This is a genomic window from Azovibrio restrictus DSM 23866, assembly GCF_000429665.1.
Classification (GTDB): domain Bacteria; phylum Pseudomonadota; class Gammaproteobacteria; order Burkholderiales; family Rhodocyclaceae; genus Azovibrio; species Azovibrio restrictus.
The window spans coordinates 96,097-108,118 of sequence record NZ_AUCH01000014.1 but is presented as its reverse complement, the minus strand read 5'-3'; the positions used below and the strand labels follow the sequence as shown (position 1 = coordinate 108,118).

The window sequence follows — 12,022 nt, the reverse complement described above, 5'->3', positions numbered from 1 at the left end:
GTCCTCTCAGTCTTCGTGTACGTCGAACTTTTCATCGATGTCACCCATCTTCTTGGCATAGAAGAAGATGAGCGCGATGAAGATGTAGATCGACCCCTGGTGGGCAAACCAGAAGCCCAGGGGATAACCCCCGAGATGGATGCTGTTCAGGGCATCGGCAAACAGGATGCCGGCGCCGAACGAGACCAGGAACCAGACGATCAGGATCTTGGTGAGCAACCCGAGGGTTGCCGACCAGTAGCCAGCGCTTTTGTCGTCCATTTGTACTCCTCCATTATTAGATATGTGGGTGCTACGCCCGGAAACACCTTGGGTAATCTCCGGTGACCCATTATCGAAGCCCGGAACTTACAGCCTGCTTACAGATATAAAATTCATATAAACGATTTTTATATGGTAAACATTCAAAAAATTTATCAAGCAAAACAACGACCAAAGCGCAATAAAATACCGGCATACCAGGACGGGAAACGCCCTGAGGAACGGTACCGGCAAGCCCCATCACCCTGAGGAACAGGTTCATGAACCGCGACGTGCAAATGATCATCGACCATGAGCTGGAGACCCTGAAGCAGCTCCCTCCCCTGGCGGGGCTGCCCGAGTCCCTGCTCGCCCTGGTGCTCCAGGACAGCCGGCTGGTGTTCTATCCCCGGGGCGCTCACCTGGCCCATCCGGATCTGGGGAGCGACCTGTCCACCCTGTTCATCGTCAAGCAGGGCCGGATTGCCCTGCACATGTCCGACAGCCAGGAAAACGCCCACCTGGGGGCGCCGGAAGCCGAGCTCGGACCGGGCAGCCTGTTCGGCAGCGAATGGGCCCTGGGGCAACGGCCGCCGGCCTACATCTACCTGGCGGCTGACGACGCCTTCTGCTGGCAGCTGGGCCGCAAGGCCCAGGAAGCCCTGCAGCAGTCGCCCCAGCTCTGGCGCTGGCTGCTGGAAGAATCCTGGCGGGGCCTGGAACAGCTGCGCGAACGCCAGGCCCGGGACCGGGAAGCCCGCTATCTGGCCGAACAGGTCCTCTGTCTGCCCCTGGGCAGCCTGCTCCGGCGCGCCCCCCTGAGCGTGGCGCCCGAGCAATCCTGCGCTGCCGTCCAGGCCCTGATGGCCGAGGAGAAGACGGGTTCGGTGGTAGTCGTGGAACAGGGCCGGCCCGTGGGCATCATCACCGAGACCGACCTGGTACGCCGCTCCCTGGCCCTGGGCGGCGCCCAGGACCTGACGGCGGCCGGGATCATGAGCCCCCGGCCCGTCACCCTGAATGCCACCCACACCCTGGCGGAAGCCGCCCTGGAGATGACCTCCCGGGGCATCCGCCACGTGCCCGTGGTCGATGACGAAGGTTTGCTGCTAGGGGTGGTTTCGGAACGGGACATCTTCATGCGCCAGCGGGCCGGCTTCGGCACCCTGGCCGCCCCCATCGAACAGGCCGAATCGGTGGCCGCCCTGGCCCCCATCGTCGCCACCATCCGCGAATCCGGCCGGGGCATGTACCTGCAGGGCATGGGTGCGGTACAGCTCACCAACCTGATCTCCTCCCTCAACGACCGGGTGGCCGAGCGCATCCTGGCCCTGGTGGAAGCAGCCCACGAGCTGCCTGGCAGCTACTGCTGGCTGGCTTTCGGTTCCGAAGGACGGATGGAGCAGACCTTCTCCACGGACCAGGACAACGGCCTGATCTTCGTGCCCAGCAGTGCGGAACAGCAGGAAGCGGAGCGCCAGCAGTACCTGGCCTTCGCCGATCAGGTCAACCAGTCCCTGGACCAGGTGGGTTTTCCCCTCTGCAAGGGCAACATCATGGCCAGGAACCCCGAATGGTGCCTGACCCTGGAAGAATGGCAGCAGCGCTTCTCCCGCTGGGTCAGGAGCCCGACCCCGGAAGCCCTGCTCAATGCCTCCATCTTCTTCGACTTTCGCCCCCTGCACGGGGAGGCCAGCCTGGCCGAGGCCCTGCGCGACCACCTGTTCGGACTGAGCCAGGAAAACTCCATCTTCCTGCACATGATGGCCAAGAACGCCCTGACGGCCATCCCGCCCCTGGGCAAGTTCTCCCGCTTCAACACGGAAAAGGCCAAACAGAACACGGTGGACCTGAAGACCATGGGGGTGCGGCTGTTCGTGGACATCGCCCGCATCTACGCCCTGAGGCATGGCGTCAGGGCCACCAACACCATCCAGCGTCTGCGCCTGGGGGGTCAGAAACTCAAACGGAACGCGAAGCTCATCGAGGCCGACATCGCCGCCTTCGAGTTCATCCAGGCCATCCGCATGGGCGGTCAGCTGCTGGCCAAAACCGGCGAGGACCCGAACCGGATCGACCCCTACAGCCTGAACGAACTGGACCAGCGGGTGCTGCAGGAATCCTTCCGCCAGGCCCAGCTGCTGCAGGAGCGCCTGCGCCTGGACTACCGGGCCTGATCCCGGACGCCGCCCCCACGAGGAAACCAGGATGATCTTCAGCACCCGGCTGTTTCGCAGCACCGCCCCCCTGCCCCAGGGCCTCCAGGAAGCCATGCTCACCTGGCAGGCACTGCCCCGGCCCGACCCCCGGACCCTGCTGGGCAAGGTCTCCTTCGCCCTGGTGGATGTGGATGTCACTGGCACCAGCCTGCGCCACGATCAGGTCACCGGTTTTGCCGTGGCCATCATCGAAGGAGATAGTCTGGACATGGGCCAGCTGCATCACCTGCCCTTCGATCCGGCCGACCGGGAGGCCGCCATTGCCGCCACCGCCCAGTTGTTCCAGCGGATCGGCAAGCTGCCCCTGGTGACCTACAACAGCGCCTTCGTGGCCACCATGCTGAACGCCTTCCTGGAAAAACTGGGCGCCCCCAGCCTGGCCCAGGAATCGTGGCTGGACCTGCTCTGGCTGCTGCCCTCCCTGTACGGCGGCGAGCTGACCGAACAGGCGGGGCTCCTGGACTGGGTCAGGGCCCTGGAGCTGCCGGTCATCGGCCAGCACCACGCCCTGGCCGACGTCTATGCCATGGCCCAGCTGTTCCTGGTCGCCCTGGACCGGGCCGAAGCCCAGGGCATGCAGACCCTGGAAGACCTGCAGCGCTCCCAGTCCAGCCGCCGCTGGCTGCGGGGCTGAAGCGGGCGGGCCGGGTTATACTCCCGGCCCATTCGCCGCTCCCGCCAGAGGACATACCCATGCCAGCTCCCACCGACGCCCAGGTCATCGAAGCCACCCGCATCTGGCTCGAAAAAGCCGTGATCGGCCTCAACCTGTGCCCCTTCGCCAAGTCCGTCTATGTGAAGGACCAGGTTCGCTTCGTGGTGAGCCGGGCCCGCCACCTGGACGCCTTCCTGGAGGAGCTGGACGCGGAACTGGATTTTCTCGCCAGCGCCGATCCGGAAGCCGTGGATACCACCCTGCTGATCCACCCCACCCTGTTCCCCGACTTCCTCCATTTCAACGACATGGTGGGCATGGCCGAAGCCGCCGTGCCCGAACACGAGCTGGAAGGCATCCTCCAGGTGGCCAGCTTCCACCCGGACTTCCAGTTCGAGGACACGGACCCGGAGGACATGGGCAACTACACCAACCGGGCCCCCTACCCCACCCTGCACCTGATCCGGGAAAGCAGCCTGGAAAAAGCCGTGGCCGCCTATCCGGACCCGGAGGCCATCTACGAGCGCAACATCGAGACCGTGGAGAAACTGGGCCTGGAAGGCTGGAAGGCCCTGGGCATTCCCTACCCGGACCGGGAAGGCTGAGCCGCCCCTACCTCAGGGCCGCCCCAGGCGAGGCAGCACCGACTCCGGTAGCAGCGCCGCCGGGGCCGGCTGATCCCGGCCCACCAGGGCTTCCACCCACACCGGGGCGCCGCCCCAGGGCATGAAGATGCGCATGGAGAGGCGGGCCGCCTCGCCCTCCGGAGCCTCCAGGGGTTCGATGCGGGCCTCCACCCGGGGCCACCAGGCCTGGGCCGTCGGCGCCGCCAGGAAGGGCTGCCAGGCCGCCAGGGGCCAGTCCTGGGGCATAGTCCCCAGATCACGCCCGGCAACCCCGGGCAGGCCCCAGAGCCCCATCACTTCACACCAGCTGCGCTGCCAGTAATCCAGGTAACCGCTCCAATAGTCGGGAAACCACCACATGGAATTGCTCCTTGTCATCGAGAAGGGGGCAGCCTAACACGCTCCCCAGCCAACTGAACTGCCAGCCGGGTTAGCCCAGGCGCTCCAGCTCGGGCAGCAGCCGCTGCCAATCCAGAGGCTGGCTGGAATCCAGGAACAGGACCCGGGGCAGTTCTTCCGGAGCGAAGGCCTCGCGGGCTTCCAGCTGCCGCACCAGGACCTGGAGGTCAGCCTCCGAGGCATCCTGGCCGGCGGCGGCCCGCTGGCGCACCCGGGCTTCCAGCAGGGCCCGGGGCGCCTCGAACGCGAGGATGGCAAAGGGCAGCTCCAGGGCCGCCGCCAGTTCCCGGAAACGATCCCGCTGGGCCCGGGCCAGGCAGGTGGCATCCACCAGCACGGGAAAACCGGCGGCGCTCACCGTGCGGACCAGGGATTCCAGACGGGCATAGGTCTGCCCGGTCATGGCCGCCCCGTAGATACCCTGCCCCAGGGCGGAAGCGCTGCTGGCCTCCGGCGCCAGACCCGCCAGACGCTTGCGCTCCACGTCGGCACGCAGGCGTACCAAGCCCAGCAGTTCCAGGAGCCCCAGGCTCTGGCTGCTCTTGCCGGAGCCGGAAACCCCGCAGGTGATCAGCAGCCGGGGCGTCCCCGGCCGAGTGCAGGCCAGGGCCAGATCCAGGTAACGGCGGCATTCCTCCAGGGCCGCATCGGCGGCGCTGCCTGTGCACTGGCTGCTGCGGATGGCCGCCACCTTGGCGCGCACCATGGCCCGGTAGCAGAGGTAATAGGGCAGCAGGGCCAGGCCTTCGTAGTCGCCGCTCTGCTCCAGCCAGGCATTGAGGAAGCGCCAGCCGTAACCGGCCTGGCCGTGAACCTGGAGATCCATGACCAGAAAGGCCACGTCGGCCATCACGTCGGTCCAGCGCAGGGCGGGATTGAATTCCAGGGCATCGAAGAGGCGCGGCGCTCCGTCCAGGAGCACCATGTTGCCCAGGTGCATGTCCCCGTGGCATTCCCGCACCCGCCCCCGGGCCAGACGCTCGGCGCACAGGGGGGCGAGCCGGGCAAAACTCGCTTCGGCCCAGGCTTCCACCGCCGCCAGCTGCTGCAGCAGCGCTGGCGCCTGCAGCCGTTCCCGGATCTGGACAAAGTTCTGCCGCACCGGCCCATGGATCGCGGCCCCGTCGCCATAGCCCTGCCCCGGCCTGGCCTGGGGCGCGGCGGCGTGAAATGCCGCCACATGCCGGCCCAGGGTTTCGAACAGAGCCGGCTCCAGCTGCCCCTGGTCGAGCCGGGTGGATAACAGGGCGGCATCGGGAAAACGGCGCATCCGCACCGCGTATTCCAGCACCGGACCCGGACCGCCCAGCCGCGGCGCCGCCTCGCTCCCGGTGATGGGCTCCACCCCCAGGTACAGTTCCGGCGCCGTGCGCCGGTTGAGGCGCAGCTCTTCCTGGCAGGCCTGGTGCCGCAGTTCCAGGGTGGAGAAATCGAGAAAGCCCAGGTTCACCGGCTTCTTCAGCTTCCAGGCCGTTTCGCCGGCCAGCAGCACCCAGGAAACATGGGTTTCCAGGAGCTGCACCCCCGCCCCGCTGCCGGGCAGCAGGCCGGGCCGCATCAGGCTGGCGATCAAGGGGGGAACCGTCTTGTCCACTTCAGCCGCCTCCATCCGACGCTCCTTGTCATTCAGAACCCGGGCCCGCCAGGGGCAGGCTCACCTGAAACAGGGCGCCGCCCCGACTGCCAGGCAGACAGCGGATATGGCCTCCGTGAGCCTCCACCACCGCCCTGGCCACCGCCAGCCCCAGACCGCTGCCGCCGCTAGCACGGCTGCGGGAATCCTCGCCCCGGTAGAAGGCATCAAAGAGCTTGGGGAGCAGGGATGCAGGAACCCCTGGCCCGTCGTCCTCGATCTCGAAAACAAAGCTTCCTTCCGCCGGCTTGCTGCGCAAGGTGATCTCCCCGGGCTGGGCATAGCGCCGCGTGTTGTCGAGCAGGGCCAGCAGCACCTGGCGCAGCCGGGTCACGTCGCAGCACACCGGCACGGCTTCCAGTTGCAGATGCAGACGGAAACCTGCCGCCCTCAGCTCGGGCTCCAGCAGGCTGGCAGCGCGCCGCATCTCCCCGGCCAGATCACAAGCCTCCAGCTGCAGGCTCAGGTGACCACTATCCGCCAGGCTCAGCACCCGCAGGTCCTCGATCAGCCGCGACAGCCCCTCCACCTGGGTGAGCAGGCTGTGGAACTGCACCGGGTCCGGGGCGAAGACGCCCTCCGCCAGCCCCTGCAGGCGGCCGCGCAGGATGGTCACCGGGGTCCGCAGTTCGTGGGCGATGGCGGCATTCCAGGTGGAAAAGTCGCTGCTCATGCGCTGCAGGCGCTCGGCCATGGTGTTGAAATCATGCACCAGGTCGGCGGTCTCCCCCAGGGAGCCGGATTCCGCCACCGCCCGGACATCCAGATCCCCATGGGCCAGGCGGCGCACGCTGTCGGCCACCGAATTGAGCGGCTGCAGGATGCGCCGGGCCAGGCTGGAAGCGGTATACACAGCCCCCAGCAGCCCCACCAAGGTGACGCCGATCATCCAGCCCCACTCGGGGCCGGTCGGGGGCCAGGCATCAGGGCTGGAGGACACCATGGCCGGATTCACCTCCATGGCCACGGCATAGAAAATGTAGAAGCTGATGTGGATGAACAGGGTCACTCCCAGGGCAACCGCCGACATGGAGATGACCAGCTGCCGGCTGAGACTGCCGGAAAACATCAGCAGCCTCCTTCCAGGCAGTAACCGACCCCGCGCACGCTGACCGGCAGACCCTGGACACCGGCCTCCTCCAGCTTGCGCCGCAGCTTGCTCAGGTGGCTGTCCACGGTCCGCTCCAGGGCCTCGCTCTCGGGCAGGCAGGCCTGCAGCAGCTCCCCCCGGGAAGACACCCGGCGCGGCATTCGGGCCAGATGGGCAAGCAGCCGGAATTCGGTCAGGGTGAGGGCCAGGAGCCGGGGGCCGCTGCCCGTGTCCACACTGACCCGGAAAGCCTCCAGGTCGATCTCCAGGGGGCCCACCCGCAGCATCCCCCCCTGATCGGCGCCCCCCTGGGCCCGGGTGCGGCGCAGCACCGCCCGGACCCGAGCCGCCACCTCGGCCGGGTTGAACGGCTTTACCACATAGTCATCGGCCCCCATGCGCAGGGCCGAGAGCTTGTCCACATCCTGGTCGTGGGCGGTGATCATGATGATGGGCGTGCTGCCGCGGCGGCGCACCTCGGCCAGCACCTGCCAGCCATCCAGCACCGGCATGCGCACATCCAGGAGCAGCAGGTCCGGTTTGAGCTGTGCCTGCAGCTCCAGGGCCTGCCGGCCATTGAGCGCATGGGCCGAACGCAAGCCCTCCCGGGCCAGGTAGGCCCCCAGGATGTCGGCGATCTCCGGCTCATCCTCGGCAATCAGTACCAGAGCCTCGGCAGAACTCATGCCCCGCCCTGCCGTCCTGCCATCCAGGCTCCCACCCGGAATTCCCGGCCCATCTCCATCATTTCTCCACAAACTCACCACGGGTCTTCAATTATCGCCGCCTACACTGGCCCGGTCATCAGTCCGTCCCGCCCCGAGACCGGGGGCCGCCATCCATACAAGACAAAATGAAGACTAGCTTACCCCAAGCACGCCCCATTCCCATCGCCCTCCTCATCCTGAGCCTGGGCCTGGGCCTGAGCGCCTGTTCCCCCGAGGCGGCTCCGGAAAACCTGCCCCCGCCCACCGTCTCCACCCTCACCCTGGAAACCCGGGCGGTCACCCTGGAAGAGGAACTGCCCGGCCGGGTCAGCGCCCTGCGCACTGCGGAAATCCGGCCCCAGGTGGGAGGCATCGTGGTCCGCCGCCTCTTTGAGCAGGGTACCGAAGTCCAGGCCGGGCAAGCCCTGTTCCAGATCAATCCGGCCCCGTTCAAGGCCGAAGCGGATAGCGCCGCATCGGCCTTGAAACGGGCGGAAGCCGCCGCAGCCCGGGCCAAACTGCAGGTGGACCGTCTGAAGCCCCTGGTGGATGCGGACGCAGTAAGCCAGCAGCTCTACGATGACGCCCTTTCCCAGTACAACCAGAGCGCCGCCGATGTGGCCCAGGCCAGAGCGACCCTGGCCCGGCGCCAGCTGGACCTGGATTTTGCCACCGTGCGGGCACCGGTTTCCGGACGCATCGGCGAGGAATTGGTCACCGAAGGAGCGCTGGTAGCCCAGACCGATCCCACGCCCATGGCCCGCATCCAGCAGATCGACCAGGTCTATGTGGATGTGCGCCAGCCGGCCTCCATGCTCGAAGCCATCCGCCAGTCGGCAGGTGAGTCCGCTCCTGCCGATGCAAAAGCTGGCCAGGTGCAGATCCTCGACAGCCAGGGCCGGCCCTACCCGGTCCAGGGCCATATCCTGTTTTCCGGCATCAACGTGGATGCCGGCACCGGCGACGTGGTGATCCGCATCCGGGTGGACAATCCCCAGCGGACCCTGCTGCCCGGCATGTTCGTGCGCGCCCGGGTTCCCCAGGGCGGTGAAATCCAGGGCCTGCTGGTCCCCCAGCAAGCCGTGCAGCGCAGTGCCAGCGGCCAGCCCCTGCTGTGGGTGGTGGGCCCCGGAGGGAAGGCGGAACAACGCAGCGTCACCCTGGGCAAGCTGGTGCAGCGCCAGTATCTGGTCAGCAGCGGCGTCACGGCCGGAGAGCAGGTGGTGGTGGAAGGCCAGGACCGGCTTCAGCCCGGCGCCACCGTGACGCCTCAGCCCTGGTCCCTGGGGCCGGATGGCCGGGTGGTGCAGCCATGAAACTGCCAGCCTTTTTCGTGCGGCGTCCCATCTTTGCCTGGGTCATCGCCCTGTTCATCGTCCTCCTGGGGCTAATCGCCATTCCCCAGCTGCCCATCGCCCGCTACCCAACGGTGGCGCCGCCCATGGTATCGGTCTATGCCGTGTACCCGGGAGCCTCGCCCCAGACCATGAACGATGCGGTTGTGGAGCTCATCGAGCGGGAACTGTCCAGCGTCAAGAACCTGCTTTACTTCGAATCTGCCACCGATACCTCCGGCGCAGCCCAGATCACGGCCACCTTCAAGCCCGGTACCAACCCCGAGCTGGCCCAGGTGGACATGCAGAACCGGATCACGGCCGTGGAGCCGCGCCTGCCTGCCGTGGTCCGGCAAAACGGCCTGCGGTTCGAATCGGCAGCCTCTTCCTTCCTGATGTTCATCAGTCTCAAGTCCGAAGACGGCGGCCACGACGAGATCACGCTCAATGACTACATGGCCCGGCACGTGGTCGATGAGCTGCGGCGGGTGGAAGGAGTGGGCCGGGTGCAGCTGTTCGGCTCCGAAGCCGCCATGCGCATCTGGGTGGACCCGGCCAAGCTGATCGCCTACCAGCTTTCCATGAGCGACCTGAGCGACGCCGTGCAGCGCCAGAATGCCCAGATCGCCCCGGGGCGGGTGGGCGGAGCCCCCACTATCGCAGGACAGCGCGTCACTTTCCCGGTCACCGTGGATGGCCAACTCACCAATCCCGAGCAGTTTGCCGCCATCGTCCTGCGCGCCAATCCCGATGGCTCCAAGGTCGTCCTGGGCGATGTGGCCCGGGTCGTCCTGGGGGCCCAGAGCTACGGGGAATCAAACCGGGAAAACGGCCAGGTGGCTGCCGCTCTGGGGGTGCAGATGTCTCCCGGAGCCAACGCGGTGCGGACCTCCGCCGCAGTACGGGCACGGCTGGCCGAACTGAGCAAAAGCCTGCCGCCGGGAATGCGCTATTCCATCCCCTTCGACACCGCCCCCTTCGTGCAGATTTCCATCGAGAAGGTGGCCCAGACCCTGGTGGAAGCCATGGTCCTGGTGTTCCTGGTGATGTACCTGTTCCTGCAGAACGTGCGCTACACCTTCATTCCCGCCATCGTGGCGCCCATCGCCCTGCTCGGCACCTTCACGGTGATGCTGGCGACCGGGTTCTCCATCAACGTGCTGACCATGTTCGGCATGGTGCTGGCCATCGGCATCATCGTGGACGACGCCATCGTGGTGGTGGAAAACGTGGAACGCTTGATGGTCACGGAAGGATTGTCTCCCAGGGAGGCAACCCTGAAGGCCATGGAGGAAATCTCCGGCGCCGTGGTCGGCATCACCCTGGTGCTCATCGCCGTGTTCATTCCCATGGCTCTGGCAGGGGGCTCTGTGGGCGTCATCTACCGCCAGTTCACCCTGTCCATGGCGGTATCCATCCTCTTTTCCGCCTTTCTCGCCCTGACCCTGACGCCAGCCCTGTGCGCCACCCTGCTCCAGCCGGTGGACCCGTCCCATCACGAAAAACGGGGGTTCTTCGGCTGGTTCAACCGCAACTTTGAGCGCCTGACCGGCCGCTATGAAAGCCGGGTGATGGCGCTGGTGCGGCGCGGTGGCCGGGCCATGGCGGTATTCGCCTGCCTCGTGGGGACGCTGATCCTGGCCTTCTGGTACCTGCCTTCGGACTTCCTGCCCGCGGAAGACCAGGGATATTTCATCACCTCCATCCAGCTGCCTTCCGATGCCACCACCGAGCGAACCCTGGATGTGGTCAAGCGTTTCGAGGCGCACGCCGTTGGCCGCCCCGGCATCGAGGCCGTGCAGACAGTGATGGGCTGGGGCTTTTCCGGCTCCGGCCCCAACGCCGCCATCATTTTCACCACCTTGAAGGACTGGAAGGAGCGCCAGGGCGCCAGCGCCGGCGCCGAGGTGGCGGCGGCCCAGGAAGCGATGACCAGTACCCGGGAAGGCATGGTGATCACCCTGATGCCGCCGGCCATCGAAGAGCTGGGCACCTCTTCCGGCTTTTCCATGCGCCTGCAGGACCGGGCCAACCAGGGCTACGCCGCCCTCATGGCTGCCCAGCAGAAGCTGCTGGCCATGGCTGCGGCAAGCCAGCTGGTGACCGATGTCTATCCCGAGGGCCTGCCGCCGGGCACCAGCGTCAAGCTCAACGTCGACCGGCAAAAGGCCGAGGCCCTGGGGGTCTCCTTCGCCAGCATCAGCGACACCCTGTCTACGGCCATGGGCTCCCTCTATGTCAATGACTTCCCCAACGAGGGGCGGATGCAGCAGGTGATCATCCAGGCCGAGGCCGGCGCCCGCATGCAGGTGGAAGACATCCTGCGCCTCTACGTGCGCAACAACGCCGGCGGCATGGTGTCCCTCGGGGAAATGGTGACCCCCGAATGGAGCGATATTCCCCTGCAGATGATCCGCTACCAGGGTTACCCGTCGGTGCGCATCGCCGGCAGTGCCGCTCCCGGCGCCTCCAGCGGCGCAGCCATGGCCGAGATGGAGCGCCTGGCCGCCAGACTGCCCCCCGGCTTCGCCGTGGAGTGGACCGGCCAGTCCCTGCAGGAACGCCAGTCGGCGGCCCAGGCTCCCTTGCTGATGGCTCTCTCCATCCTGGTGGTGTTCCTCGTCCTGGCGGCCCTGTACGAGAGCTGGAGCATTCCCCTGGCGGTGCTGCTGGTGGTGCCCCTGGGGCTGATCGGCGCGATCCTGGCCGTGTATCTGCGCGGCATGCCCAATGATGTCTTCTTCAAGGTGGGCCTGATCACGGTGATCGGCCTCTCGGCCAAGAACGCCATCCTCATCATCGAGTTCGCCAAGCAGCTGCACGAACGAGGCATGGACCTGATGGAGGCGGCCGCCGCCGCTGCCCGGCTACGCCTGCGCCCCATCCTCATGACCTCCCTGGCCTTCGCCCTGGGCGTGCTGCCCCTGATGCTGGCCAGCGGCGCCAGCGCCGAAACCCAGCAGGCCATCGGCACCGGGGTGTTCGGCGGCATGGTGGCCGCCACGGTGCTGGCCATATTTTTTGTCCCCATATTCTTCGTTTTCGTTCTCGGCCTGTGGGAACGCCTGAGCCTGCCTCCCGCCCTCAGACGCCTGCTGCAGCGCGGGAACCAGGAGTGA

General features: G+C 66.7%; 10 protein-coding genes. 5 read left to right on the top strand and 5 right to left on the bottom strand.

All coding sequences use genetic code 11. From position 1 onward, the window contains the following. Positions 1-6: 6 nt before the first annotated feature. Positions 7-261, bottom strand: coding sequence for a DUF4212 domain-containing protein (locus tag G474_RS0112505; protein ID WP_026687275.1), 255 nt, complete (start codon positions 259-261; stop codon positions 7-9). A 260-nt stretch (positions 262-521) separates the two neighbouring features. On the opposite strand from G474_RS0112505, the gene G474_RS0112500 reads away from it, so the two are divergent. The 3 genes from G474_RS0112500 to G474_RS0112490 are packed head-to-tail and all read left to right on the top strand — an operon-like array spanning position 522 to position 3,719. Beyond that, a complete protein-coding gene (locus G474_RS0112500) occupies positions 522-2,417 on the top strand; it encodes a DUF294 nucleotidyltransferase-like domain-containing protein (protein ID WP_026687274.1) in 1,896 nt (631 codons plus the stop codon). A 31-nt stretch (positions 2,418-2,448) separates the two neighbouring features. Beyond that, positions 2,449-3,093 carry a 3'-5' exonuclease family protein gene (locus tag G474_RS22145; RefSeq protein ID WP_051282265.1) on the top strand — a complete coding sequence of 215 codons (645 nt, stop codon included), beginning with the start codon at positions 2,449-2,451 and terminating at the stop codon, positions 3,091-3,093. Between the two features lie 59 nt (positions 3,094-3,152). Continuing rightward, the gene (locus G474_RS0112490) at positions 3,153-3,719 is read left to right on the top strand and encodes a DUF1415 domain-containing protein (protein ID WP_043464280.1); all 567 of its coding nucleotides are present in this window, start codon (positions 3,153-3,155) and stop codon (positions 3,717-3,719) included. Positions 3,720-3,731: 12 nt separating this feature from the next. Here the strand turns inward: G474_RS0112490 and G474_RS0112485 are convergent, their stop codons facing one another. The 4 genes from G474_RS0112485 to G474_RS0112470 form a co-directional block, all read right to left on the bottom strand. After that, positions 3,732-4,100, bottom strand: coding sequence for a hypothetical protein (locus G474_RS0112485; RefSeq protein ID WP_026687272.1), 369 nt, complete (start codon positions 4,098-4,100; stop codon positions 3,732-3,734). A 70-nt stretch (positions 4,101-4,170) separates the two neighbouring features. Continuing rightward, positions 4,171-5,748 carry a bifunctional aminoglycoside phosphotransferase/ATP-binding protein gene (locus G474_RS20665; protein WP_051282264.1) on the bottom strand — a complete coding sequence of 526 codons (1,578 nt, stop codon included), beginning with the start codon at positions 5,746-5,748 and terminating at the stop codon, positions 4,171-4,173. A gap of 13 nt (positions 5,749-5,761) precedes the next feature. Next, complete coding sequence (locus G474_RS0112475; protein ID WP_026687271.1) at positions 5,762-6,841, bottom strand: ATP-binding protein; 1,080 nt, start codon at positions 6,839-6,841, stop codon at positions 5,762-5,764. Next, on the bottom strand, positions 6,841-7,548 hold the full coding sequence (locus tag G474_RS0112470) for a response regulator (RefSeq protein ID WP_026687270.1): 708 nt from the start codon (positions 7,546-7,548) through the stop codon (positions 6,841-6,843). Before G474_RS0112470 ends, G474_RS0112475 begins: the two co-directional genes overlap by 1 nt. A 167-nt stretch (positions 7,549-7,715) precedes the next feature. Here G474_RS0112470 and G474_RS0112465 point away from each other — a divergent pair, with 167 nt between their 5' ends. Then, on the top strand, positions 7,716-8,885 hold the full coding sequence (locus tag G474_RS0112465; protein ID WP_043464278.1) for an efflux RND transporter periplasmic adaptor subunit: 1,170 nt from the start codon (positions 7,716-7,718) through the stop codon (positions 8,883-8,885). Further along, positions 8,882-12,022 carry a multidrug efflux RND transporter permease subunit gene (locus tag G474_RS20660; protein WP_281171729.1) on the top strand — a complete coding sequence of 1,047 codons (3,141 nt, stop codon included), beginning with the start codon at positions 8,882-8,884 and terminating at the stop codon, positions 12,020-12,022. Before G474_RS0112465 ends, G474_RS20660 begins: the two co-directional genes overlap by 4 nt.

What these genes read in the sequence shown, in the direction of transcription:
- G474_RS0112505 (WP_026687275.1), bottom strand. Translation starts at nt 261, where the DNA reads ATGGACGACAAAAGCGCTGGCTACTGGTCGGCAACCCTCGGGTTGCTC.
- G474_RS0112500 (WP_026687274.1), top strand. Translation starts at nt 522, where the DNA reads ATGAACCGCGACGTGCAAATGATCATCGACCATGAGCTGGAGACCCTG.
- G474_RS22145 (WP_051282265.1), top strand. Translation starts at nt 2,449, where the DNA reads ATGATCTTCAGCACCCGGCTGTTTCGCAGCACCGCCCCCCTGCCCCAG.
- G474_RS0112490 (WP_043464280.1), top strand. Translation starts at nt 3,153, where the DNA reads ATGCCAGCTCCCACCGACGCCCAGGTCATCGAAGCCACCCGCATCTGG.
- G474_RS0112485 (WP_026687272.1), bottom strand. Translation starts at nt 4,100, where the DNA reads ATGTGGTGGTTTCCCGACTATTGGAGCGGTTACCTGGATTACTGGCAG.
- G474_RS20665 (WP_051282264.1), bottom strand. Translation starts at nt 5,748, where the DNA reads ATGGAGGCGGCTGAAGTGGACAAGACGGTTCCCCCCTTGATCGCCAGC.
- G474_RS0112475 (WP_026687271.1), bottom strand. Translation starts at nt 6,841, where the DNA reads ATGTTTTCCGGCAGTCTCAGCCGGCAGCTGGTCATCTCCATGTCGGCG.
- G474_RS0112470 (WP_026687270.1), bottom strand. Translation starts at nt 7,548, where the DNA reads ATGAGTTCTGCCGAGGCTCTGGTACTGATTGCCGAGGATGAGCCGGAG.
- G474_RS0112465 (WP_043464278.1), top strand. Translation starts at nt 7,716, where the DNA reads ATGAAGACTAGCTTACCCCAAGCACGCCCCATTCCCATCGCCCTCCTC.
- G474_RS20660 (WP_281171729.1), top strand. Translation starts at nt 8,882, where the DNA reads ATGAAACTGCCAGCCTTTTTCGTGCGGCGTCCCATCTTTGCCTGGGTC.